Source organism: Oscillibacter valericigenes (genome assembly GCF_021531435.1).
In the GTDB taxonomy this organism is placed as follows: Bacteria; Bacillota; Clostridia; order Oscillospirales; family Oscillospiraceae; genus Oscillibacter; species Oscillibacter valericigenes_B.
On record NZ_JAFBIS010000001.1, the window covers coordinates 116,791 to 139,257 of the forward strand.

The 22,467-nt window shown below is 55.8% G+C and carries 24 protein-coding genes; 14 read left to right on the forward strand and 10 right to left on the reverse strand.

Annotation, left to right across the window (positions count from 1 at the left end; genetic code table 11):
- Positions 1–4 precede the first annotated feature (4 nt).
- The 6 genes from JQM68_RS00480 to JQM68_RS00505 all read left to right on the forward strand — a co-directional run bounded on the left by JQM68_RS00480 (position 5) and on the right by JQM68_RS00505 (position 7,002).
- Positions 5–793: a hypothetical protein gene (locus JQM68_RS00480; protein ID WP_235220950.1), complete on the forward strand. Its 789-nt coding sequence runs from the start codon at positions 5–7 to the stop codon at positions 791–793.
- Positions 790–1,134 carry a type IV pilus modification PilV family protein gene (locus JQM68_RS00485; protein ID WP_235220951.1) on the forward strand — a complete coding sequence of 115 codons (345 nt, stop codon included), beginning with the start codon at positions 790–792 and terminating at the stop codon, positions 1,132–1,134. Before JQM68_RS00480 ends, JQM68_RS00485 begins: the two co-directional genes overlap by 4 nt.
- Entirely contained in the window at positions 1,131–1,634 is a 504-nt protein-coding gene (locus tag JQM68_RS00490; protein ID WP_235220952.1) for a type IV pilus modification PilV family protein, read from the forward strand. The genes JQM68_RS00485 and JQM68_RS00490 overlap by 4 nt, the downstream gene beginning before the upstream one ends.
- Positions 1,635–1,746: 112 nt before the next feature.
- Positions 1,747–3,111, forward strand: a complete 1,365-nt coding sequence (glmM, locus tag JQM68_RS00495; protein ID WP_235220953.1) for a phosphoglucosamine mutase — start codon at positions 1,747–1,749, stop codon at positions 3,109–3,111.
- A gap of 466 nt (positions 3,112–3,577) precedes the next feature.
- Positions 3,578–5,341 carry a tyrosine-type recombinase/integrase gene (locus JQM68_RS00500; RefSeq protein WP_235220954.1) on the forward strand — a complete coding sequence of 588 codons (1,764 nt, stop codon included), beginning with the start codon at positions 3,578–3,580 and terminating at the stop codon, positions 5,339–5,341.
- Positions 5,342–5,352: 11 nt separating this feature from the next.
- Positions 5,353–7,002 (forward strand): site-specific integrase, encoded by a 1,650-nt coding sequence (locus JQM68_RS00505; RefSeq protein WP_235220955.1) that lies wholly within the window; start codon positions 5,353–5,355, stop codon positions 7,000–7,002.
- 150 nt (positions 7,003–7,152) lie between these two features.
- Here JQM68_RS00505 and JQM68_RS00510 read toward each other — a convergent pair whose 3' ends face one another.
- On the reverse strand, positions 7,153–7,347 hold the full coding sequence (locus JQM68_RS00510; RefSeq protein WP_235220956.1) for a hypothetical protein: 195 nt from the start codon (positions 7,345–7,347) through the stop codon (positions 7,153–7,155).
- Between the two features lie 403 nt (positions 7,348–7,750).
- Here JQM68_RS00510 and JQM68_RS00515 point away from each other — a divergent pair, with 403 nt between their 5' ends.
- From JQM68_RS00515 to JQM68_RS00535, 5 genes are read left to right on the forward strand one after another with little or no spacing between them, the layout of a single operon-like run.
- Positions 7,751–7,918 (forward strand): hypothetical protein, encoded by a 168-nt coding sequence (locus JQM68_RS00515; RefSeq protein WP_235220957.1) that lies wholly within the window; start codon positions 7,751–7,753, stop codon positions 7,916–7,918.
- A 59-nt stretch (positions 7,919–7,977) separates the two neighbouring features.
- Positions 7,978–8,364: a type II toxin-antitoxin system PemK/MazF family toxin gene (locus tag JQM68_RS00520; RefSeq protein WP_235220958.1), complete on the forward strand. Its 387-nt coding sequence runs from the start codon at positions 7,978–7,980 to the stop codon at positions 8,362–8,364.
- Entirely contained in the window at positions 8,351–9,832 is a 1,482-nt protein-coding gene (locus JQM68_RS00525; RefSeq protein ID WP_235220959.1) for an ATP-binding protein, read from the forward strand. The genes JQM68_RS00520 and JQM68_RS00525 overlap by 14 nt, the downstream gene beginning before the upstream one ends.
- A gap of 15 nt (positions 9,833–9,847) precedes the next feature.
- Complete coding sequence (locus JQM68_RS00530) at positions 9,848–10,048, forward strand: hypothetical protein (protein ID WP_235220960.1); 201 nt, start codon at positions 9,848–9,850, stop codon at positions 10,046–10,048.
- Positions 10,049–10,051: 3 nt separating this feature from the next.
- Positions 10,052–10,402, forward strand: a complete 351-nt coding sequence (locus JQM68_RS00535; RefSeq protein WP_235220961.1) for a helix-turn-helix domain-containing protein — start codon at positions 10,052–10,054, stop codon at positions 10,400–10,402.
- Between the two features lie 1,283 nt (positions 10,403–11,685).
- Here the strand turns inward: JQM68_RS00535 and JQM68_RS00540 are convergent.
- From JQM68_RS00540 to nrdD, 3 genes are all read right to left on the reverse strand, one after another.
- Positions 11,686–12,150 (reverse strand): helix-turn-helix domain-containing protein, encoded by a 465-nt coding sequence (locus tag JQM68_RS00540; RefSeq protein ID WP_235220962.1) that lies wholly within the window; start codon positions 12,148–12,150, stop codon positions 11,686–11,688.
- Positions 12,151–12,171: 21 nt separating this feature from the next.
- A complete protein-coding gene (gene nrdG / locus JQM68_RS00545; RefSeq protein ID WP_235220963.1) occupies positions 12,172–12,699 on the reverse strand; it encodes an anaerobic ribonucleoside-triphosphate reductase activating protein in 528 nt (175 codons plus the stop codon).
- A 170-nt stretch (positions 12,700–12,869) separates the two neighbouring features.
- Positions 12,870–15,068, reverse strand: coding sequence for an anaerobic ribonucleoside-triphosphate reductase (nrdD, locus tag JQM68_RS00550; RefSeq protein ID WP_235220964.1), 2,199 nt, complete (start codon positions 15,066–15,068; stop codon positions 12,870–12,872).
- Between the two features lie 296 nt (positions 15,069–15,364).
- Between nrdD and JQM68_RS00555 the strand changes: the two genes are divergently transcribed.
- A complete protein-coding gene (locus tag JQM68_RS00555; protein ID WP_235220965.1) occupies positions 15,365–16,666 on the forward strand; it encodes a M18 family aminopeptidase in 1,302 nt (433 codons plus the stop codon).
- A 33-nt stretch (positions 16,667–16,699) separates the two neighbouring features.
- Entirely contained in the window at positions 16,700–17,170 is a 471-nt protein-coding gene (locus tag JQM68_RS00560; protein WP_235220966.1) for an LURP-one-related/scramblase family protein, read from the forward strand.
- 30 nt (positions 17,171–17,200) lie between these two features.
- On the opposite strand, the gene trmD is transcribed toward JQM68_RS00560, so the two are convergent.
- From trmD to ylxM, 6 genes are all read right to left on the reverse strand, one after another.
- Positions 17,201–17,968, reverse strand: coding sequence for a tRNA (guanosine(37)-N1)-methyltransferase TrmD (gene trmD, locus JQM68_RS00565; protein ID WP_235220967.1), 768 nt, complete (start codon positions 17,966–17,968; stop codon positions 17,201–17,203).
- Entirely contained in the window at positions 17,958–18,464 is a 507-nt protein-coding gene (gene rimM, locus JQM68_RS00570) for a ribosome maturation factor RimM (RefSeq protein WP_235220968.1), read from the reverse strand. Before rimM ends, trmD begins: the two co-directional genes overlap by 11 nt.
- Positions 18,465–18,589: 125 nt before the next feature.
- Positions 18,590–18,820 carry a KH domain-containing protein gene (locus JQM68_RS00575; RefSeq protein ID WP_235220969.1) on the reverse strand — a complete coding sequence of 77 codons (231 nt, stop codon included), beginning with the start codon at positions 18,818–18,820 and terminating at the stop codon, positions 18,590–18,592.
- A gap of 15 nt (positions 18,821–18,835) precedes the next feature.
- Positions 18,836–19,075, reverse strand: coding sequence for a 30S ribosomal protein S16 (gene rpsP / locus JQM68_RS00580; RefSeq protein WP_268821355.1), 240 nt, complete (start codon positions 19,073–19,075; stop codon positions 18,836–18,838).
- 66 nt (positions 19,076–19,141) lie between these two features.
- Positions 19,142–20,503 carry a signal recognition particle protein gene (gene ffh, locus JQM68_RS00585; RefSeq protein WP_235220970.1) on the reverse strand — a complete coding sequence of 454 codons (1,362 nt, stop codon included), beginning with the start codon at positions 20,501–20,503 and terminating at the stop codon, positions 19,142–19,144.
- A gap of 2 nt (positions 20,504–20,505) precedes the next feature.
- On the reverse strand, positions 20,506–20,871 hold the full coding sequence (ylxM, locus tag JQM68_RS00590; RefSeq protein WP_235220971.1) for a YlxM family DNA-binding protein: 366 nt from the start codon (positions 20,869–20,871) through the stop codon (positions 20,506–20,508).
- Positions 20,872–21,123: 252 nt separating this feature from the next.
- Here ylxM and JQM68_RS00595 point away from each other — a divergent pair, with 252 nt between their 5' ends.
- Entirely contained in the window at positions 21,124–22,365 is a 1,242-nt protein-coding gene (locus JQM68_RS00595; protein WP_235220972.1) for a DUF819 family protein, read from the forward strand.
- The last annotated feature ends 102 nt before the right edge of the window (positions 22,366–22,467 follow it).

Below are 22,467 nucleotides of genomic sequence, written 5' to 3' on the forward strand. Positions count from 1 at the left end.
GGATATGGAGCGCGTGCGCGAAAAACTGCATAGCCGCACCGGCGCGTCCCTGCTCATCGCGCTGCTGTTTTTCCTGGTGGCGATGACGGTGGGGGCGGTAGTCCTCACCGCCGCTTCCGCCAATGCCGGACGGATCCAGAAAAACCGACAGGAGCAGCAGAACTATCTGGCGGTGGCTTCGGCGGCCGGACTGCTGCGGGAGGATATCACCGGCGCCCCCTGCCTGACTTTTATCGGTTCTTACCGGCGGATCGATACGGAGATCATTACCTACTATGAATCGACAAACGCCGAGACCGGCGAAGTCACTACCTGGACTACCACGGAGCACAAGACAGAGTACAAAAAGGACGCCGATGATGAAAGCGCCAGCGACGGCACCGGCCTCGATGAAAACAGCAAGTTGCTGACCAACGGGATCGTATCACTGGATGATACCTACTATGCGACGGTACCTGAGTTGTGTTGTGCGGCACCTAAACAGAACTTAGAGAAAGACCTTGAATTTAAGGAGAATGACGAGTTAGACATTCCTGCGGTGAAAGGAAAAATCACGATTCAGACATATGGAAACGAGCGATATACCATCCGGGTGCAGCTGAACAGCCAGCGGAATGGTGTTTCCTCCAACGTCATGACCATGGTGTTTGCACCGAAGGTATCCGGGCCGGAGACCACGGTTTCCACAAGAAGCTGGAGTGCTGGAGATTCTCACTTCACTGAGGTCACCACAACGTACACGACCACCGTCACCTGGGAAGAGCCGGTCATCAGGAAGGGGGCGCTGGGATGAGGAGATGGAACAAGCTGCGCTCCCGGAAAGGTGAGACGCTGACGGAGACGTTGGTGGCGATCCTGCTTGTTGGGCTTGCCAGCGTGGTGCTGGCCTCCATGATCAGCGCCGCTTCCCGCATGGGCGCCCAAGCTTTGGAGTGGGATACGGCATTGTATGAGGCTGTGACTGCGGTGGAAACGCAGCCGGATGAAGCAAAGACTGAAGCGGCCTATCCAAAGGTACAGGTAACGATCGGAAGCGAGCCTGCGGAAAATTTCGCTGTGACCTATTTCAGTGATGAGGATGGGACACTTTACTCCTACCGATATGAGAAGTCCACAGGAGGGGGTACGCCATGATGCATAAGCTGCGCTCCCGGCGGGGCATGACGCTGAGTGAGGTACTGGTGGCGCTGCTCATCCTCTCCCTGGTGACGGTGGGTGTGGCCGCCGGTGTCGGCGCGTCGGTGCGGGTGTACCGGCAGGCCACGGAGGCGTCCGACGCCCACATGCTGGCATCCACCCTGTCCACCGCTCTGATGGACGAGCTGCGCTATGCGAGAGACATCCAGGCTGACGGCAGCTTTACCAGCGATACGTTTGGAGAGGGTTCCTTGGTCGGAGTGACTGACGGACGGATCACGGTGGGCGGCGAGAAGTTGCTGAGCGACGCCGCCTATGCAGGACTGCAGGTCAGAAATCTGGTGAAAGAGACGGAGACGCTGGATTTGGTCAAACCTGTTAAAGTTAATAATGATACCGTATTTCAGGTAGCCTTTGAGATTTGCAACAGTGCCGGGACAGGCGTTCAACAAGTAGAGTTCTCCGTCAGTCCTTTGAATGACCCTGTGGGGGCGTGAGTGGATTTTGCTGGACATTTCCATCCGGAACGGGTATGATAGACGCGGGAGTAAACTCCCGCGTCTTTTCAAATGACTGACTAATATAATTCTTGAAATTGGAGTGAATGATATGGGTAGATATTTTGGGACGGACGGCTTCCGCGGCAAGGCCGGCGAGGGCCTGACCGCCCAGCACGCCTATGAGATCGGCCGCTTTTTGGGCTGGTACTACGGCCGGAACCAGCGGGCCCGCATCGTGGTGGGCAAGGACACCCGGCGCTCCAGCTACATGTTGGAGTACGCCATCAGCGCTGGTATGGCCGCCTCCGGGGCGGAGGTGTACCTGCTGCATGTCACCACCACGCCCTCCGTGTCCTACGTCACCCGGACCGACGGCTTTGACTGCGGCGTGATGATCTCCGCCAGCCACAATCCCTTCTACGACAACGGCATCAAGCTGATGAACCGGGAGGGCGAGAAGATGGACGAGGCCACCATCGCCCTGGTGGAGGACTATCTGGACGGCAAGCTGGAGCTGGACGGACAGAAGTGGAAGGAGCTGCCCCTGGCTACCGGAGAGGACGTAGGTGCCATCGTGGACCACAGCGCCGGACGGAACCGCTATATCGGCTACCTGATCTCCCTGGCGATGTATTCCTTTAAGGGCAAGAAGGTGGCCCTGGACTGCGCCAACGGCAGCGCCTGGGGCATCGCGCCCAGTGTGTTCAAGGCCCTGGGCGCTGACGTCTCCGTCATCAACGACCATCCCGACGGCCTGAACATCAACACCGACTGCGGCTCCACCCACATCGAGGGGCTTAAAACATACGTGAAGGAGCACGGCTGTGATGTGGGCTTTGCCTTCGACGGCGACGCGGACCGGTGCCTGGCCGTGGATGAGCGGGGCGAGCTGGTGGACGGCGACCAGATCATGTACGTCTACGCCTGCTACATGAAGGAGCGGGATAAACTGGTGAACAACACCGTGGTCACCACGGTGATGAGCAACTTCGGCCTGTACAAGGCGCTGGACGAGGCCGGAATCAATTACGAAAAGACCAAGGTGGGCGACAAGTACGTCTACGAGAACATGGTCCAGAACGGCCACCGCATCGGCGGCGAGCAGTCCGGCCACATCATCTTCTCCAAGTACGCCCGGACCGGCGACGGCATCCTGACCGCATTGAAGGTCATGGAGGTCATGCTGGCGAAGAAGATGCCCCTGAGCCGCCTGGCGGAGGGCATGACGGTGTATCCCCAGGTGCTCATCAACGTGCGGGTGAAGGATAAGAAGGAGGCCCAGGACGACAGCGACGTGCAGGCGGCGGTACGGTCCGTGGCCGATGAGCTGGGCGACACCGGGCGCATCCTGGTGCGGGAGTCCGGCACGGAGCCGTTGGTCCGCGTCATGGTGGAGGCCGAGAGTAAAGAGCAGTGCCAGACTCTGGCCGAGCGGGTCGTGAACGTTATCAAGGAAAAAGGCCACGCGGTCTGAGTGTATAAAAAAACGTCCCCGCTCTGTGGAATACTCCACAGAGCGGGGACGTTTTTGTGTCATTCGACATGGGCTGGAGTGGGTCCGTTGGAACAAAACGGGAACATTCCAGAACAAAGTGGTTATTGAAATGAAAAACGAAAATGGTATAATGATAGTGGTCAAAAGTGGGTGCAGGGCCAAAATTCTTTAGCGACAACAATTAATACAATACATGATAAAGAAGAAAGATAGTTTCTCTGTTTGATACGAGAAGCTGTCTTTCTTCTTTTGCTTTGGCAAAGTGCCCCCCGGCTCTGCCGGGGGGCACTTTGCCAAAACAAAGGAAATTCCGAGAAAGTATGTGCTTCTTCACAGAATTTGATCTCGATTTTTCAACTCCGCATAAGATCCAAAAAACGGTTAAGATCAATCTAAAATAACTTGTTTACATTGCTTGAAAATACAAAAATGGAGGATTTTTAAAATGAGCACACCACATCTGTTTAATCTGACTGAGGCGGTAAAGACACTGAGAGCAAAGCAAACATATGTCCAAAACGTTGAGGTGAAGGAATCGCCCTACCATAATGCCAACATCACACTATGGGTGCAAAAAAACGGTGCCATCAAGGTGCAGGCCAAAGCAACCAAAAAGGATTATATTTTGGAAAAGGACCCTGAGGTGAAACGTCTCCGGACCTGTAGCAGCAAAAACCAGATCCCTCTGGTCGTTGGACAAGTGGCATCACAAGCTGCGCGGGATGCAGACGCGAAATGCAAGCGGGATAGTGACAGCCCGTCCAAAGACGGAAGCTTGGTTAAAGCGCTAGAGGACATCCTGCAAGAATATACGGAGGATGACTTCCCCGAGATTCGAAGAAGCTATACGAAAGGTAAGCGGTACTTGCTCAATTTTATGGCGCCTGAGATCGATAAGATCGGTGCTGAGCAGATCTGCAAAGTGGATCTGGAGACTATCTTCCGGGACCGTGTAGATGCTGCCTGCGAAAGTAGGCGGGGCAAAAAAACGAAAGATGGAGAAAAGCTGCCAAAGGAGAGGGAGAAAGTTATCCAAGGGCAAAGAACCTGGTGGAGGATAGGGGAGCGCATTTATCGGCAGGTTCAGAAAGAGCATCCTGACAAATTACCAGTTATTGATTTTCCGGAGATCAAGCCCGTAAAAGTGCTTCAGGAAGAACAGATTAAAGAGTTCCTTCGAAAGATCCGCGTAAAGGCGTACTACATACTTTTAGAATTATTTGTAGAGGGTGTTGTACTGGCTGGGGCAGGTCTCATGGCCCTGCTTTGCGGTTTGCGAGTGGCGGAAGCTACGGGGCTGCAGGTGTGCAGTGTGGGCGCTGACGGTGAAACCATCTTTGTCGATGGTCAAGAGGAAAAGGGCGTCAGAGTTGACTATCCCAAAACGGATGACGGTAATCGTCTGATGCCCTTAAGGGACGAGGCTCGAGCAGTGATTGCCCGCCGCATGGCAGAATTGAAGAAAAGCGGTATTCTGGCAGCTCATCCTGACGGAAAGATCCCGCTGTTTTCCGTGCCGAATCAGCCTCTGACCTACTATCGGTCAGAGAGATTGTCCGATTTGTTGCGCACTGTTTTGGAGCTGGCAGGCTGTGATGAAGCGTACTTGATCGCGGCACAGCAGGAGGTAGACCGCAGAAAAGCAGGACCTGCTCGCCTCACGGCACATCAGCTGCGCCATGACTGGTTCTCCTTGATGATGAACGAGTGCGGAATCCCACAGACGTATGTAGATACCATCGGTGGTCACATTAATAAAGAAGATCCCAGGGGTGATAAGGTTACAGCAGATACGGTCAGATGGATACAGCAGATGCAGCGCCGCTTTGTGTATGACATTGATTTGGCACAGGATCCGGCATATAAACCCGTCGTGTGTATGCCAGATGTCCGTGTTGACATACCGGATGGCAGCGCAATCATGCTGGAGGCAGCAGAAGATGGTGTATATCGCATCAATGCTGTCAGCCGTGAACCCTATGATAAACTGCAAATTACTGCCCCTCCGGGATGCCTGAAAGCCGAGGCTGTAACAATGTACGATGTGCCCTATCGTCCTGAGGACCCGGGGACTTCCATCGGCCGGTGGATTGCGCCTGAGAAACTGCGAAAATGGAAACAGGAAGTGGATGAAATCAATCTATTACCGTTAATCGACAAATACGGTCGGACAAGGGCTAAGAAGACCCACGAAGAAAAAAATGAATAGGAGGGAACTATGTGAGCTGGAAAGAAAGCAATCTGACCAAAGAGATAGATGAGATAACGGGTGAAATAACTGGGATCAAAGGAAACTATATCAGTTATGGCCTTATGGCGCAGTTTTCCGTGCATCGGATACCGGAAAACCCAAACGGGAAAGGACCGGTGTATGAAGGCCGCGGCAGCGTCAGCCTTCTTGCACCGGACGATCCTCATATCCTGCTGGCAGAGGGAAACAGGCTGGATGATATCGTGACCAAAATGGCACGAAAGGAGGTGGAAAAGCGTAAAGAAGCGGGAAAGACAATCACCGATCAAAAAATCCTGGAGATCCAGCAAATGGTTCGCAAGGAACTGCTTGTAGGACGCGCCATTCGGAGAAAAGCAACTAAAGATCTAAAGCTCACAAAATTTTCATTGGATAAGGCTAAAGAGGCTGTCGTAAAAGCCGTGGAACAGTTGGTCGTGGAGAATTACCGGAGCATTTTGTCCCGGATGGACAGGCAGGGAACTGGAACGCAGGCGCAGACAGTGATGCGCTTGTATTTCAGGTTTGCGGAATCACTTAAATATGGGAAACGCGCCATGCGCCTGTTGCAAAAGGTGTGCATCACACTCGGAGAAAAACGGGTAGAAGATCTCAAAAAGGCAGATGTACAAAAAGTCGTAAAGGAGCATGGGCCAGAGGGATTCAAGGTAATTCGCAGGTTTTTAGACGATTACGCAGACGAATACCAGGGAGACAACCCTTTCAGGGTTCATAGACTACAGGCAAATGACGAGGAGAGGGAGGCTAAGAATAATCAAGCGAGACGAAAAGCCGGACAGTCGCACCTCATTGAGAAGGAAACCGAAAAAAAGCTGTATCAAATGTGTGAAAATGATTTAGAGGATGGCCGTTGCCTTGTGATTGCCCTGGCGCTAGGTTGTTTTATGAGCATGCAGGAGATGGTCGCCCTGCAGTGGTCGGACATTCTGTTTTTATCCGAAGGCGTCTTTGTGCGGAGATTCTACCTCAAAGACGGCGGCGGACTTCAAAACTACACATGCCCGCTCCTGCCTATGGCACAGTTGTTGGTGCGGAAACGATACGAATATTTAAAGTCGTTGGGATATTCGGACAAAAATCTGGCAGATATGAGGGTGCTTACCTTCGGACGAGACGCAAAAAAGGATCTGAAATTAAGCAAGGGTACAGATTATCTCCGGGATGCTCTGCGTCGAGTAGGGGTAAAGTATAATATTATCCAGGAATATCAGGAAAAGGCTGAAAAAAACGTGGGTGGAGCCGGCATGCAGTTGTGTCATGATCACGTCCTCAATGTGCTCAGAAGGCAGTGCAAGATTAAGGCGGGGTCTGCGATGGAACGATATTTCCGTGGACTTGGCATGCATGGCGATACGACCAATAAGGCGTATCGCAGTTTCGTGGGCCCGGGAGGCCGACGGACATTGGCAATTATTGTTAATCGAGATCAGCGATTCATTACTCCTCAGCAGTGCAAAATTCAGATTGATCAGAGGGACGATAATACTGAAACAATGAATGTATTACCGGGCCAACCGGGAAAGTGTCTCGGAGTGATTATTGAGGTTTCTCTAAAAAAGGGTGATCGTGTGATGCTGGGATCACCTTGTGGACTGCATGCTTCAATTGGTCAGGCATAATTTCCATGGGTAGTATGGATAGAAACGGGATCTCGCCCCCCACAGAACTTGACGGTAGTAAAGTCGGTTTTGTGGGGGATTTTTGGGCAATGAAAAGAGTGCCTCACGGACTACTAATTATAATGTAGTCTGTGGGGCACTTTTTTTGTTTTATTTGGATCCTTGATCACGCGCAATTGTTTCATCGACTGCGCGATTTAAAAAAGCTGAAAGCGATTCCCCTTGGCAAGAAGCATGTGCTTGAATTATTTCTTTTTTGCCTTTGGGTACACGAAACATAATTCGATCTATTTTTTCCCTGTCGTATTTCTGAATTGCTCGATTCATTGCATCCGAACGCGGCATGAGTTCTTCACGCTCCTTTCATCATTATATTTTAGATGTAGAAAACAGATAATCTCAATAAACTATACGTCAACGTATAAAACTGACAAAAATAAAAGGAGTATTTCGTAATAATTGACTATTGATATACGACAGCTTATATCCTATAATGTAGCAAAGAAAATAGAACAGCGGCAGCACAGAAGAGCACCACCTCTTCTGTGCCTGCGCAGGTGGATCAGCACCTACACAACGGACTTAGTCCGCACCGCAGGATTAGTATACCCTTTTTCATTCCAATGTGCAAGGGGTGTTTTCCTCCGGGCGACCAATTCTGTTATCTGTCATACCCGACACCGTGTAGGCTTCTCATGCCCTGCACGGTGTTTTGTTTTCGGATTTTATGACAGAGGAGACGTTGTGCATGTACGGAAAATGGCATTCGAAGCACCTTACTGATTGGGATAAAGCCTGCTTCATTGTCCGGGGCGTTATCCGCTACCTCCTGACCGGCCTCCATTTACTTCTTCTCTGGATGCTGATTCGCCAGTCCGGAGTGCCTCCAGACGGCGCTTTCGAGCAGGTTATCTAAGATTACCTGGCCAGCAAAAACAATGGCAAAACATTCGGAATGATGAAGGAGTGATGAACATGGAACGATTTGAACTTTGGACAGCAGACCTTCTGTTCCCGAAGGAAAGCGGCCTGAAGAAAGGACGGCGTCCGGTGGTAGTCGTTTCAGACGGAGAAACCATCGGAGACACTGGCTTCGTTAGCGTGGTGCCCTTGACCAGAGAACTGACCAAGGAGCAGCGACTCAGCCACGTACTGCTTTGCAGCCGTTATTTGGATTACCCCAGCCGCGCTCTCTGCGAGCAGATTACCACTGTTGACAAGGCTCGGCTTATCCGTCGAATTGGATATGTGGAAGATCCGTTTGACCGCTTCGCCATCAACCGCGCTTTGGCGGTGCATCTGCATTTGGCTCCGGCCGGAATCATTTATGTACAGGAGGATATGAACAATGGCTATTATTGACACGTTTAAGATCGACAACACCCCGGATGCTTCACGCATTTGGAAAGAGATGGGGAGCAGCTTTTCAAATCTGTCTCAGGCGCTCTGCGAGTTTGTGGATGACGCCGTCTCCAACTTCCGCGGCAACAAAGAGGACGAATCTCTGCGGCGTATAGTCCGCATTTTGGTGGAGCAGCAGAAGGACGCTGTAGACATCGTGGTAGAAGATGGCGGCACCGGCATTCGGAATGTGGCTAATGCCATGACGCTGGCAGGTGTGGAAGAACAGGAGACTCCGCTGAACGAGCATGGCTACGGTCTGAAGCACGCGCTGTCCTACGTGGAAGGCAGCGGCAGCGATTGGGAGGTTTTTACCCGGACTGCGGAATCTGCGGCTCTGGGGCAGAGCTACGCCATGCGGGCACCGTATATTTTCGGGCACGATGAGTACCCCATCGAGATCCACGATGATTGGCCTGGCAGTCTCGGTTCTACCGGCACAGTAATCCGCTTCCGCTCCCCGATGAACGTATTTGCCACACTGGAGCAGAGCGGCAAGCATAAGGAGATCCCCTTTGACCGGCTGATGGCAATTCTTAAAGAGCATCTGCGGTATACTTATGCTGAAATTCTGGAAGCAGGGGAGATGGGCATCGAGGTTATTACGAAGGCAGGAAAGGATGAAATGCGGGAGATGCTGGTTCCTCTGCTGCCTTCGTGGGAGGACGGCTCCATGGTGGATATTCCCAAGCGTAAGGTCAATTTGGGAGGCGGAAGCCTTCAGGTCAGCTGCCGGTATGGGCGTATCCTGCCTAGTAAGCAGAATTTCTGCCATTATCTTGGCAATATGGAGTCCAGCGGTGTGGAACTGCGTATCAATGGACGGGTGATTGAGCACGGTTTACTGAAGACTATCTGGGGCAGAAAGGTACATAATTCCCAGAATGCTTTTCTGGCGCAGGTGGATCTGACAACGGAATCGTTAGAGACAATCCCGGCTACTAAAACAGCCAAAAATGGTTTCCGGGAGGAGGATCCTCGGCTGCAGGAGTTGTTTAAGTGGATTCGAGCCAATGTGCAGCTTCCGGAGAATGAGTCTGAGTCAAAGGAACAGAAGATGTTCCGCAAGCTGGCGGAAAAGAAAGCGGAGCTGCCGGGCATGACCAGGGTTTCCCTGGAGGAGGCTACTTTCCGTACCATTGGACTCCGGGAACGGATGGATATGTTTACCTGCCAGAATGACCAGGTGACTATTTATGAGGGAAAAGTCAGGGGTACAAAAGCAAGCGATGTGTATCAGCTGAAAATGTACTGGGATGGCTGTATTCAGGACGGTGTTCCGGCAGATGAAGGTGTTCTGGTGGGAGGCCGACACCCCAAGGAAGTATATCGTCTGATCCAGCATGTCAACAGCACGATCGGTCCCGACGGCCGCCCCTATCACTTCCGGCTGACGACGTGGAAAGAAGAGGGGATTACCTGCGCGTGAGAAAGAAACGGAAAGATGAAACTCCTGTATTTCAATATTGTGGTGACAGTGGTGTACATTGTGGGCATGGTATTACTGGTCCGGGAACTGCGGATTGCCAGCGTAGAAGAGCGGCGGGAGCGGCAGACGATTCCGATGATGATGGCTGCCACACTATTGTATATCGTTCTGATTTGTAAGACGCATGCTCTGGTGGCGATGTTTGCGGGAGGATAGGTGATGGACTACGAGGAAACTCTGAATTATCGGCTAATTGGAAAACGGATTCGTGAACTCCGAGAGAAGTTCGGAATGACGCAGGAAAATCTGGCGGAAGCCATCGAGGTGTCAGTGCCGTATGTGAGTCATATTGAGAGGGGGATGAAAAGACCAGGCCTTCAGATTCTTGTTAGGATCGCGGTAGCGTTCGAAGTTACTGTGGATACACTTCTGATTGGCAACCAGACGGCAGACAAAGAAGTGGCTTGTGCAGAAGTCCAAAAGCTCCTTGATGATTGTTCACCTAAAGAACGGAGGATGCTGCTTGCGGCCACAACTGCAATCAAAAATGTTTTACGAGATGAGACATAAGAAGAGCCAGTATTGAACAAAAAGTCTAATGAGATACTTTTAAACTTCTTATAAAAAGGGGTATGGGGAGCTACGTATTCTCCATACCCCTTTTCTTTTTTCAGCAATAAAGAATGGATGGAAGGACAGACAGATTTCCAGCAATGAAGATCGGGCGGAAGAGCATACAGATTTCCAGCAAAGAAGATCATGCGGAAGGGTAGACAGATTTCCAACAATGAAGATTGGGCGGAAGGGTAGACAGATTTCCAGCAATAAAGACCGGGCGGAAGGGTAGACAGATTTCCAGCAATAAAGATCGGGCGGAAGGGTATTCAGATTTCCAGCAATGAAGATCGGGCGGAAGGGTAGACAGATTTCCAGCAATGAAGACCGGGCAGAAGAGCATACGGATTTCCGGTAATGAAGATCGAGCGGAAGATCAGACAGATTTTCAACAACAAAAAATGGAAGGAAAGCGGGTTTCCAGCAAAGTAAGGTCAAACACTTAAACTGGGATGGAATTTTATCATAAGTGATGCCAGGCAGACCACATTTGGTTTCAAGGAGAAGAAGGCATTTACGTCAGAGAGGATAGACTGCCAAATTTCCAGGATAGCAGATTGACTTTTGCGAGGACTGATGGAAAGGAAGCAGTGCGCAATTTTCCAGTAAAGAAACACAGAAGAGGAAGAGAATGCAGATTTCCAACAGAAAAAAACGGACGGATTAGACGAAACGATTGGATGCCCAGACGAATTTCCAATATTGAAAATGAGCTGCTTTGAGACGCATAAAAAGGAAGAATAAACAAAATTCCAATATTGGTGTATTGCGAATATCAAATGCGGGCAAGGGCTCAATTTGGATGAGAATTGCTCGATAATGGACAAAGAGCGTATTGATGAGGGGGCGACGCTGGTTTTGAGATGCGAGGATAGACTGCCAAATTTCCGGGATAGCTGATCGGACTTTGCATGGACTGATGGAAAGGAAGCGGTGAACGGATTTCCAGCAAAAAAATTGGAAGAGGAAGAAGATGCAGATTTCCAACAAAAAAACGATAGTATCTTGAGGCTATTGAAGGGAAGGATAGACAGATTTCCAGCATTCAGAAACCAGTCTGCTGTGTGCCTTTGAAAGGAAGAATGAACGTCTTTCCAACATCCGAGAATCATTGGGCAGAGAAGAAATCGTTAATTGTGGGGAAGCGATGACCGAAGAAAATCGAAAACTGAACAAAAGGAAAAGCCGCAGACGGGTATCTGCGGCTTTTGCACCAATGGTCGGGGGGCTGTTTGGCTTTACCGCCCCAGCTCCTTGCGGATGGCCTTGGCCAGGAGCTGCTGGCCCTCGGGGGAGCGGAGGACCTCCAGGACCGTGGAGCGGACCATGTCCTGGAAGGACTTGCTTTTCAGCAGGGCGCTGAACACGGCGCCGTCTCCGTCGCCGCCGGATGACTGGACCACCTGGGCGGCGGGCCGGGGGGCCGCTTTCGGAACGGGCCGGGGCACGGCGGGTTCGTCGGCCACATTACCGCTGAGCCAGGAATCCGTGCCGGAGGGGTCGTCGGACTCGCCCCGGAGATAGGCAAGGGAGACGCCGAAATACTGTGCCAGCTTGGCCTGCTGATCCTGAGACGGGGTCTGGCGGCCCGTCTCGAACTTTTCAACGGACATGCGGGGCAGGCCCAGCGCCGCCGCCAGGGCGGGGCGGCTCAGGCCCTTTTCGACCCGCAGGGCTTCAATACGCTGTGCAATGGTGATCATGTGTGGTTCCTCCTTATGTGTTCAGCGGCGGTCCGGCAGGAAGCAGAGGTGTCCCGCGGCCCGGCTGGCGTTCAGGTCGATGAGGCGCTGGTTCCGGCTGCCCCGGAACCGCAGGGAGATGTCCTTCAGCTCCTCCACGAAGCGGCCGTCCACCAGCACGTCCAGCAGGGACAGAAACTCGTCCGTCACCTCGCAGCGGGGATGGGTGCCGTCGGTGGTCAGCTCCTCGTAGGTGAAGCCGGAGAAGGACCAGATGTTCTTCTTCGGATAGGCGGAGCGGACCCGGCGCAGGAAGGGCACCAGCACCCGCTGGTTCTCCGGCTCGAAAGGCTCGCCGCCAAGAAGCGTCAAACCGTTGATATAGCTGGGGGACAGCAGCTCCAGGAGGTGCTGCTCCGTCTCTTCCGTGAAGGGCTGGCCGTAGTTAAAATCCCAGGTCTGGGGCTGGAAGCAGTTCTTGCAGTGGTTGGTGCAGCCGGAGACGAACAGCGTCACCCGGACGCCCTCGCCGTTGGCGATGTCACAGTTTTTGATCTCACCGTAGTACATGTTGCCGCCTTCCCAATTCCCGCCCGCAGGCGGGAATCTCATAAAATTGTTTTTCCCGAGGACATGCGCCTCGGGAAAAACACTTCTCGGTTTGTAAGTGTGCGAGCGCAGCGAGTGCGCGCACAAACCGTCACTCTTCTCCCAAAAGGCATTGCCTTTTGGGAAGATAATTACAGGTGCAGGACCCGGTCACGAATTTCCTGGGTGCGGCCCTGGTTCCAGAACTGGGTACCGATGTAGCCGCAGGTACGGCGGGCCACATTCATCTTGCTCTGGTCGGTGTTGCCGCACTTGGGGCATCTCCAGATCAGCTTGCCGTTTTCCTCCACGATCTGGATCTCGCCGTCCCAGCCGCAGACCTGGCAGTAGTCGCTCTTGGTGTTCAGCTCGGCGTAGATGATGTTGTCGTAGATGAACTTCATCACTTCCAGAACGGCGGGGATGTTGTTCTGCATGTCGGGGACTTCCACGTAGCTGATGGCGCCGCCGGGGGAGAGGTGCTGGAACTGGGCCTCGAATTTCAGCTTGGTGAAGGCGTCGATCTCCTCGGTGACATGGACGTGGTAGCTGTTGGTGATATAGCCCTTGTCGGTGATGCCGGGGATGATGCCGAAGCGCTTCTGCAGGCACTTGGCGAACTTGTAGGTGGTGGACTCCAGAGGCGTGCCGTACAGGGAGTAATCGATGTTCTCGGCGGTCTTCCACTCCTTGCACTTGTCGTTCATCTTCTGCATGATGCTCAGGGCGAAGGGGGTGGCGGAGGGGTCGGTATGGCTCTTGCCGGTCATAAACTTCACGCACTCATACAGGCCCGCGTAGCCCAGGGAGATGGTGGAATAGCCGTCGTAGAGCAGCTTGTCGATGGGCTCGCCCTTCTTCAGCCGGGCCAGGGCGCCGTACTGCCACAGGATGGGGGCCACGTCGGACAGCGTGCCCTTCAGGCGGTCGTGGCGGCAGCGCAGGGCACGGTGGCATAGCTCCAGGCGCTCGTCAAAGATCTTCCAGAATTTCTCCAGATTGCCGCCGGAGGACAGGGCCACGTCCGGCAGGTTGATGGTGACCACGCCCTGGTTGAAGCGGCCGTAATACTTGTGCTTGCCCGGCTCGTAGTTGCCGGCGTTGGCGATGTTGCCGATGCCCGCGTCGGTGAAGCGGTCCGGGGTCAGGAAAGAGCGGCAGCCCATGCAGGTGTACACGTCGCCCTTCAGCTCCAGCATCTTCTTCTCGGAGATGTAGTCGGGCACCATGCGGCGGGCGGTGCACTTGGCGGCCAGCTCCGTCAGATACCAGTAGGGGTCGCCCTCGTGGATGTTGTCCTCCTCCAGCACGTAGATGAGCTTGGGGAAAGCGGGGGTGATCCACACGCCGTCCTCGTTCTTCACGCCCTCGTACCGCTGGAGCAGGGTCTCCTCGATGATCATGGCCAGGTCTTTCTTCTCCTGCTCGCTCTTGGCCTCGTTCAGGTACATGAACACCGTGACAAAGGGCGCCTGGCCGTTGGTGGTCAGCAGGGTCAGGACCTGGTACTGGATGGTCTGGACACCCCGGCGGACCTCGTCCCGCAGGCGGGTCTCCACCAGCTCGCTGAGCTTCTCCTCGCCGGGGTCCACGCCGATGGCGGCCATCTCCTGCTCCACCACCTTGCGCAGCTTCTTGCGGCTGACGTCCACGAAGGGCGCCAGGTGGGTCAGGGAGATGGACTGACCGCCGTACTGGTTGGAGGCCACCTGGGCGATGATCTGGGTGGCGATGTTGCAGGCGGTGGAGAAGCTGTGGGGCCGCTCGATCATGGTGCCGGTGATGACGGTGCCGTTCTGGAGCATGTCCTCCAGGTTCACCAGGTCGCAGTTGTGCATGTGCTGGGCATAGTAGTCAGAATCGTGGAAGTGGATGATGCCCTCCCGGTGGGCCTCCACGATGTCGGGAGGCAGCAGCAGACGCTCGGAGAGGTCGCGGGAGACCTCGCCCGCCATGTAGTCCCGCTGGGTGGAGTTCACGATGGGGTTTTTGTTGGAGTTCTCCTGCTTGGCCTCCTCGTTGCAGCACTCGATGAGGCTTAAGATCTTCTCGTCGGTGGTGTTGCTCTTGCGGACCAGGGAGCGGGTGTAGCGGTAGGTGACATAGTTCTTCGCCACCTCGTAGGCGCCGTGGGCCATGATCTGGTACTCCACCAGGTCCTGGATCTCCTCCACGGAGGGAGAACGGTTCATTTTCAGGCAGCTCAGCTCCACAAATTCGGCGATGCGCTTGACCTGCATCGGCGTCATGCGGGCGCCTTCTTCCACGCTCTCGTTGGCTTTCGTGATGGCGGCGATGATCTTGGTGATGTCGAACACGACTTCCGTACCATTGCGCTTGATGACTTTCATGCGTTATCCCTCCGTATAGTATCTGTGCGCGCAAAGCGCACTATATCTATTGCAACGACCTCATTATACAGCACAAGATATGGATATGCGAGTGGCAAAAGCCACTAAATAAAGAAATTTTTTTGTGTGTTCCAACAAGAGGGGCACAAAAGGAAATGTAACGGGATTTGGGAAAACCGCCGGAACAGCCGGACTTTCGGCCTCTGAGGTTGAAGAATCGGCGGGACATGGTATAATACCATATTATCATCAGCATGTTGCCCCGGCCCTGCCGGGCTTGGAACAGGAGGACGGACATGGAACAGGAGAACAAGCGGCTGCTGGCGTTTCTGGACGCCAGCCCCAGCTGCTATCACGCGGCGGCCAATGTGATGAAGGCACTTTTGGAGGCGGGCTATACCCGGCTGTATGAGGGAGAGGTTTGGAATCTCACGGAGGGCGGACGGTATTTTACCCTGCGGGGAGACGCCAGCGTCATCGCGTTCCGCGTTCCCCGGCGGGATTTCCGGGGCTTCATGATCGCCGCGGGACACAGCGATTCCCCCACCTTCAAAGTGCGGGAGGAGGCGGAGGTCCCCTCCGCCGGCGGGTGCCTGCGGCTCAGCGTGGAGCCTTACGGCGGCATGATCATGCGCTCCTGGCTGGACCGGCCCCTGTCCGTGGCGGGCCGGGCGGTGGTCCGGGAGGGTGGCTGCCTCAAGACCCGGCTGGTGAACGTGGACCGGGACCTGCTGGTCATCCCCAGCGTCGCCATCCACATGGACCGGGAGGTCAACAAGGGCACCGCCCTGAAAGCAAACGTGGATATGCTGCCCCTCTTCGGCATGGGCAAGGAGCCGGGGGCTTTCCGACGGCTTATCGCGGAAGAGGCGGGCGTGACGGAGGAGGATCTGATCTCCACCGACCTGTTCCTGTATCCCCAGCAGGCGGCGTCCCTGACAGGCGCGGCGGAGGAGTTCATCCTGTCGCCCCGGCTGGACGATTTGCAGTGCGTGTTCGGCTGTCTGGAGGGCTTCCTGGCGGCGAAGGGCAGTGAGAGCGTCCCGGTGCTGGCGGTGTTTCACAACGAGGAAGTGGGCAGCGGCACCCGGCAGGGAGCGGACTCCACGTTCCTGACGGATGTGCTGCGGCGCATCAGTGCTGCTTTGGGGAAAACAGAGGAGGAATACCGGGCGGCGGTGGCCAACAGTTTCCTGGTGTCGGCGGACAACGCCCACGCTGTCCATCCCAACCACCCGGAGTACGCCGACGGCAGGGAGTTCCCGGTACTGAACGGCGGCGTGGTGGTGAAGTACAACGCCGCCCAGCGGTACACCACCGACGCGGTGTCCGACGCTGTGTTCCGCCAGGTGTGCCGGGAGGCCGGGGTGCCGGTGCAGCGGTACAGCAACCGGGCGGACCTGCCCGGCGGGTCCACGCTGGGCAACATCAGCACTGCCCACCTGTCCGTCCACAGCGTGGACATTGGATTGCCGCAGCTTGCCATGCATTCCGCCTGCGAGGTGGCGGGGGCAAAGGACACGGCGTATCTGGTCCGGGCCATGACGGGATACTTTGAAAAGAGCTTCCGGGCGGGGCCGGAGGGCATTGAGATTTGAACCGGCAAGCGGCATCACACGGGAGGGACATAAATGCGGCTGATCTTCAAACAACGGTTTTTCAGCTGGTTTGACAGCTATGACATCTACGACGAGGACGGGAATGTGGTCTACACCGTGGAGGGAAAGCTCTCCTGGGGCCACTGCCTTCATATCCTCAACAGTGTGGGGGAGCACATCGGCACGGTGCGGGAGCGGGTGCTTACCTTCCTGCCGAAATTCGAGATGTATGTGGGGGACAGCTATGTGGGCTGCATTCAGAAGGAGTTTACCTTCTTCACGCCCCGGTTTGACATCGACTGCAACGGCTGGCAGGTGGAGGGCAGCTTCATGGAGTGGGACTACGCCGTGACGGAAGCCTGCGGCGCTCCGGTGGCCCGCATCACCAAGGAGCTGTTCAACTGGACGGATACCTATGTCATCGACGTGGCGGACCCGGGAAACGCCCTGTGCGTGCTGATGCTGGTGCTGGCCATCGATGCGGAGAAATGCTCCAGAAACTGAAAAAATCAGGCGCGTTGAGCGCCTGATTTTTTATGATTCCGCATCCTCCTGGGCCAGCTCGTCCTTGGCCTGCTGGAGGACTTTTTTTTCCGCCTTTGTCTTGAGCTGGGATTCGTCGAATTTGGCGAACATGTCCGGGCGGCGGCGCATGGTGCGCTTGTAGCTCTCCTTCTTCCGCCAGGCGGCCACCTTGCCGTGGTCGCCGGAGAGCAAAATCTCCGGCACCTGCCGGCCGTGCCACTCGGCGGGACGGGAATACTGGGGGTACTCCAAAAGGCCGTTCCAGTGGGATTCTTCCTCGAAGCATTCGGCGTCGGGGAGGACGCCGGGGACCATACGGCACACCGCGTCCGCCACCGCCATGGCGGGAATTTCGCCGCCGGTGAGGACGAAGTCGCCCATGGAGATCTCCTCGTCCACGCACTCGTCGATGAAACGCTGATCGATGCCCTCATAGTGGCCGCAGACCAGAATGAGGTGGTCATAATTTTCCTTCAGCTCCCGGGCCACATCCTGGTTGAAGGTACGGCCGCAGGGGGACATGAAGATGGTGCGGCCGGGGCCGTAGACTTCCACGATGTGGGCCCAACAGCGGTACAGGGGGTCCGCCTGCATGACGGCGCCCCGGCCTCCGCCGTAGGGGTAGTCGTCCACCTGCATCTGCTTGTTGGTGGTGTATTCCCGGATCTGGTGGCTCTGGATGGTGATATAGCCCCGCTCCTGGGCACGGCCCAGGATGCTGACGTTCAGCATGGCGTCCACCGAGTCGGGGAAAAGCGTCATAATGTCAATCCTCATCGGTGGCCATCCCCTCCAGCACATGGATCTCCATGCGGTTTGCGTCCAGATCTACGGATTTGATGAAAACATCCTTCACGGCGGGGATCAGGTACTCCCTTTTGCCCTTGACCGTATAGACCTTATGGGCGGGGTAGCTCTCCACCGCCGTCAGCTCGCCTAATACCTCCCCGGTCTCGGCATTGCAGACGGACAGGCCCAGCAGTTCGTCGTCAAAGTATTCGCCGTCGGGCAGGCGGGCGTCGGCGCGGCGGATATACAGGTCCTTGTCCTTATAGGTCAGGGCGGTGTTCATATCGTCCACGCCGGGAAATTTCATTAAGACCAGGCTTTTATGAACGTGGTTGGCGGTGGGAGTGACGGGCTGGCCGTCGATATAGAAGGTCTTGAAGCGGGTCAGAAAGGCCGGGTCACCGTCCCGGGGCTGCACCCGGACTTCGCCCCGGATGCCGTGGGCGTTGACGATACGGCCAATTTTGATCATGTCAAGTTTCATGGAGAATGGCTCCTTTTTGTTGATGGGGATAGTATAGCCTGTTTTGCGGGAACTGGCAAGGGGGCCCCTGCATCCTGCGGCGAAAACAAAAGAAGAGGAGCCGAAGCTCCTCCTCTCTGGACGAATTAGTCTACAATGTCCACGGAAACCTTCACGCCGGTGCGCTGGGCGTAGGAGCGGACGACCGTCCGGATCTCCTTGGCGATGCGGCCCTGACGGCCGATGACCTTGCCCATGTCGTCGGGGGCGACGCGCAGCTCCAACGTCAGCTCCTGATCGCCCTGGATCTCCGTGACGGAGACCGCGTCGGGATCATCCACAAGGTTTCTGGCGATATAGAGCAGCAAGTCTTTCATGATCCGTCCTCCGGATCAGAGGACTTCCACTTTTTTCAGCAGAGCTCTGACAGTGTCGGTGGGCTGGGCGCCGGACTTGATCCAGGCCTGAGCGCGCTCGGTGTCGATCTTGATCTCGGCGGGAGCCACGCAGGGATTGTAAGTGCCGATCTCCTCGATGAAACGGCCGTCGCGGGGGAAACGGGAATCGGCCACCACAACGCGGTAGAAGGGAGCCTTCTTGGCGCCCATGCGGCGCAGTCTGATCTTAACCATGATTTGTACCTCCAAAAGTAAAATAGATTGTTTTTTATCTATAAATGCGGGTGCACTTATATACGGTTATTTGAAACGCTTTTTCCGGCCAAAGCCGTGCATCCGGCCGCCTTTGCCCATCATGTTAGGCATCCGGCCCTTCGTCATCTGCTTGGTGAGCTGCTGCATCATGTCGAACTGCTTCAACAGGCGGTTGACGTCCACGACCTCCAGACCGCAGCCGGCGGCGATGCGCTTCTTCCGGCTGGCGTTCAGGATCTGGGGATTCTCCCGCTCCAGCGGAGTCATGGAGAGAATGATGGCCTCGGTGTGGGCCATGGCCTTTTCGTCGATGGTGGCGCCCTGGAGCTGACGGCCCAGGTTGCCGGGCATCATGCCCGCCAGCTGACTCAGGTCGCCCATGCCGCGCAGCTGCTGGAGCTGGTCGTAATAGTCCTGGAGGGTGAAGCGGTTTTTCCGCAGCTTTTCCTCCAGCTTGGCGGCCTGCTTCTCGTCGTAGTTGGCCTGGGCCTTTTCAATGAAGGACAGCATGTCGCCCATGCCTAAGATACGGGAGGCCATGCGGTCGGGGTGGAAGGGCTCGATCATATCCAGCTTTTCGCCGGTACCCACGAACTTGATGGGCTTGCCGGTGGCCGCCCGAATCGTCAGAGCCGCGCCGCCGCGGGCGTCGCCGTCCAGCTTGGTGAGGACCACGCCGTCGATGCCCAGGGCTTCGTCAAAGGCGCTGGCGGCATTCACCGCGTCCTGGCCGGTCATGGCGTCCACGACCAGCAAAATCTCGTTGGGATGGACGGCGGCTTTCATCCGCTTCAGCTCGTCCATCAAGGTCTCGTCCACATGGAGACGGCCGGCGGTATCCAGGAACACCATGTCGCTGCCGTAATCCCGGGCGTGACGGATGGCGTTCTGGGCAATGGTGACGGGGTCGCCTTGGCCTTGCTCGAAAACAGGCAGATCCAGCTGGCCGCCCACGACCTTCAGCTGCTCAATGGCGGCGGGACGGTATACGTCGCAGGCCGCCAGCAGGGGACGCTTCGTGTACTGCTTCCGCATCAATCCCGCCAGCTTTGCGGTGGTGGTGGTCTTGCCGGCGCCCTGGAGACCCACCATCATCACAACGGTGGGGCCGTTGTTGGCCATGGTCAGCTTGGCGGTGCCGCCGCCCATCAGCTTCGTCAGCTCCTCGTTGACGATCTTGATGACCTGTTGGGCGGGGGTCAGGCTGTCCAGCACATCGGTGCCGATAGCCCGCTCCGTGACGGTAGCCACGAAGTCCTTGACCACTTTATAGCCCACGTCAGCCTCCAGCAGGGCGAGGCGGACCTCCCGCATGGCCTCCCGGACGTCGTTTTCCGTCAGGCGGCCCTTGCCCCGCAGGCGCTTGAATGTGGCGTTCAGTTTTTCAGTGAGTCCTTCAAATGCCATACTTAATCCTTTAAGGCGCTGGTTTCCGCTGTGATACGGTCCGCCAGCTCCGTGAGCCGGCTGTCCTCATACTGGCGGTAGTTGATGGTCCTGATCTGCTCGGCGGCGGCTTCAATGGCGTCCAGATGGGGACGCTGGGCCTCGAACCGCCGGATGATGCCGGTCTTGTCCTCGACCTCCTGCATGACGGCCTCCGCCCGGACGATGACGTCCCGTACGCCCTGCCGGGAGATGCCCGCGTTCTCCGCGATCTCCGCCAGGGACAGGTCCTCATTGTAGTAGAGGTCGAAAAATTCCTTCTGCCGGTCGGTCAGGAGTTCTCCGTAAAAATCGAAGAGCATAGTCATACGGTACGTCTGATTTTTCAAGAGACCGCCCCTTCCTGTAAAGTTATACGCCTTTACAACACGAAATAGTTTACAGGAATTCGGGGGAAAAGTCAAGGGAAAAATGGAAAGAAATTTTGCGGAAATCAAAGATTTTTTCATGGCGGGGAAACGTGGGGAAAATGGTTGATTTTCGGTGAATTTTCCGGGCCGGACTTGCGCGGAGAGGCGGGGTGGGATATACTGGTGCAAACGCCGCCGACGGCGGCTGACGTGGAAAATGGAGGAAACCGTATGTTTGCAGACTTCTTTCTGGCGCATCTGGGGCGGGAGAGCCTCATTGCTGCCGATGATACCTGGGCGCTGCTGGCACTGATGGCGGCGTCCGTGGCCCTGGCCATCTGGCTGGAGCAGAAATATGTGTGGGCGTCCAAAATCTCCGGCGCCATCATCGCCCTGCTCATCGCCCTGGCGGCTTCCAACCTGGCGATCATCCCCACCAGCTGCGTGCTCTACGACAGCATCGTCTGGGACTACGCGGTGCCCATGGGCATCCCGCTGCTGCTTCTCCAGTGCAATATGAAGAAGATCTGGAAAGAGACCGGGCGGATGATGGCCATTTTCCTCATCGGCGCCGCCGGCACCGTGGCGGGGGCGTTTCTCGCCTACGCCCTTCTGCACCCCTTTATTCCCGGACTGGAGGGCGTGGCGGCCATGATGACCGGCTCTTACATCGGCGGCGGCGTCAACTTTGCAGCCCTGGCCTCGGAGTTTGATGTGGGCGACATCAAGGCGGCGACCACGGTGGCGGACAACCTGCTGATGGCCCTGTATTTCTTCGCCCTCATCTTCATTGCGGGCATGAAGTTCTTCCGGAAGCACTATTCCCATCCCCACATTGACGCCATCGCCGAGAGCGGCGACCTGTCCGGCGCCCAGACTCAGGCGGCGGCCTACTGGAGCCGGAAGGACATCTCCCTGAAGGACATCGCCATGAATTTCGCCTACGCGGTTTTGGTGGTGTTCGCGGCAAAGCTCATCGCGGCCTTTATCGGAGGCCTGATTCCCGACACCGGCGTGGTGCTCCACATGCTGTATACCTTCTTCGGCAGTGAATATGTGTGGATCACCACCGTTTCCATGGCCTGCGCCACCTTCGGCGAAAAGCAGGTGGCAAAGCTCAGCGGCTCCCAGGAGATCGGCACCTACCTCATTTACCTGTTCCTGTTCGTCATCGGCGTGCCCGCCTCCATCGTCAAGATCGTTCAGGAGACGCCGCTGCTGCTGGTGTTCACGGGTATCATGGTGCTGGTGAATATGCTGTTCTGCTTCATCGGCGGCAAGCTGCTGCACTTCGACCTGGAGGACATCATCCTGGCCTCCAACGCCAATATCGGCGGGCCTACCACCGCCGCGGGCATGGCCATCTCCCAGGGCTGGAGCGCCTTGGTGGGGCCTGTCATGCTGGTGGGCACCTTCGGATATGTGATCGGTACATATCTGGGCATCCTGGTGGGCGGTCTGCTGGGGGCTTAAACGCGAAAAGAAGCTTTCTGCCGGGCATTGGCGGAAAAGCGTAAAGGAAAAGCCGGGCGGGGCTCCGTCCGGCTTTTTTCAGGTGCGAAGGCCGCCGGCGGC

What these genes read in the sequence shown, in the direction of transcription:
- JQM68_RS00500 (WP_235220954.1), top strand. Translation starts at nt 3,578, where the DNA reads ATGAGCACACCACATCTGTTTAATCTGACTGAGGCGGTAAAGACACTG.
- rimM (WP_235220968.1), bottom strand. Translation starts at nt 18,464, where the DNA reads ATGAAACTTGACATGATCAAAATTGGCCGTATCGTCAACGCCCACGGC.
- glmM (WP_235220953.1), top strand. Translation starts at nt 1,747, where the DNA reads ATGGGTAGATATTTTGGGACGGACGGCTTCCGCGGCAAGGCCGGCGAG.
- JQM68_RS00510 (WP_235220956.1), bottom strand. Translation starts at nt 7,347, where the DNA reads ATGCCGCGTTCGGATGCAATGAATCGAGCAATTCAGAAATACGACAGG.
- JQM68_RS00555 (WP_235220965.1), top strand. Translation starts at nt 15,365, where the DNA reads ATGGAACAGGAGAACAAGCGGCTGCTGGCGTTTCTGGACGCCAGCCCC.
- JQM68_RS00525 (WP_235220959.1), top strand. Translation starts at nt 8,351, where the DNA reads ATGGCTATTATTGACACGTTTAAGATCGACAACACCCCGGATGCTTCA.
- JQM68_RS00595 (WP_235220972.1), top strand. Translation starts at nt 21,124, where the DNA reads ATGTTTGCAGACTTCTTTCTGGCGCATCTGGGGCGGGAGAGCCTCATT.
- JQM68_RS00560 (WP_235220966.1), top strand. Translation starts at nt 16,700, where the DNA reads ATGCGGCTGATCTTCAAACAACGGTTTTTCAGCTGGTTTGACAGCTAT.
- JQM68_RS00485 (WP_235220951.1), top strand. Translation starts at nt 790, where the DNA reads ATGAGGAGATGGAACAAGCTGCGCTCCCGGAAAGGTGAGACGCTGACG.
- JQM68_RS00515 (WP_235220957.1), top strand. Translation starts at nt 7,751, where the DNA reads ATGTACGGAAAATGGCATTCGAAGCACCTTACTGATTGGGATAAAGCC.
- JQM68_RS00490 (WP_235220952.1), top strand. Translation starts at nt 1,131, where the DNA reads ATGATGCATAAGCTGCGCTCCCGGCGGGGCATGACGCTGAGTGAGGTA.
- rpsP (WP_268821355.1), bottom strand. Translation starts at nt 19,075, where the DNA reads ATGGTTAAGATCAGACTGCGCCGCATGGGCGCCAAGAAGGCTCCCTTC.
- nrdD (WP_235220964.1), bottom strand. Translation starts at nt 15,068, where the DNA reads ATGAAAGTCATCAAGCGCAATGGTACGGAAGTCGTGTTCGACATCACC.
- JQM68_RS00530 (WP_235220960.1), top strand. Translation starts at nt 9,848, where the DNA reads ATGAAACTCCTGTATTTCAATATTGTGGTGACAGTGGTGTACATTGTG.
- trmD (WP_235220967.1), bottom strand. Translation starts at nt 17,968, where the DNA reads ATGAGGATTGACATTATGACGCTTTTCCCCGACTCGGTGGACGCCATG.
- JQM68_RS00520 (WP_235220958.1), top strand. Translation starts at nt 7,978, where the DNA reads ATGGAACGATTTGAACTTTGGACAGCAGACCTTCTGTTCCCGAAGGAA.
- JQM68_RS00535 (WP_235220961.1), top strand. Translation starts at nt 10,052, where the DNA reads ATGGACTACGAGGAAACTCTGAATTATCGGCTAATTGGAAAACGGATT.
- JQM68_RS00575 (WP_235220969.1), bottom strand. Translation starts at nt 18,820, where the DNA reads ATGAAAGACTTGCTGCTCTATATCGCCAGAAACCTTGTGGATGATCCC.
- ffh (WP_235220970.1), bottom strand. Translation starts at nt 20,503, where the DNA reads ATGGCATTTGAAGGACTCACTGAAAAACTGAACGCCACATTCAAGCGC.
- nrdG (WP_235220963.1), bottom strand. Translation starts at nt 12,699, where the DNA reads ATGTACTACGGTGAGATCAAAAACTGTGACATCGCCAACGGCGAGGGC.
- JQM68_RS00480 (WP_235220950.1), top strand. Translation starts at nt 5, where the DNA reads ATGGAGCGCGTGCGCGAAAAACTGCATAGCCGCACCGGCGCGTCCCTG.
- JQM68_RS00540 (WP_235220962.1), bottom strand. Translation starts at nt 12,150, where the DNA reads ATGATCACCATTGCACAGCGTATTGAAGCCCTGCGGGTCGAAAAGGGC.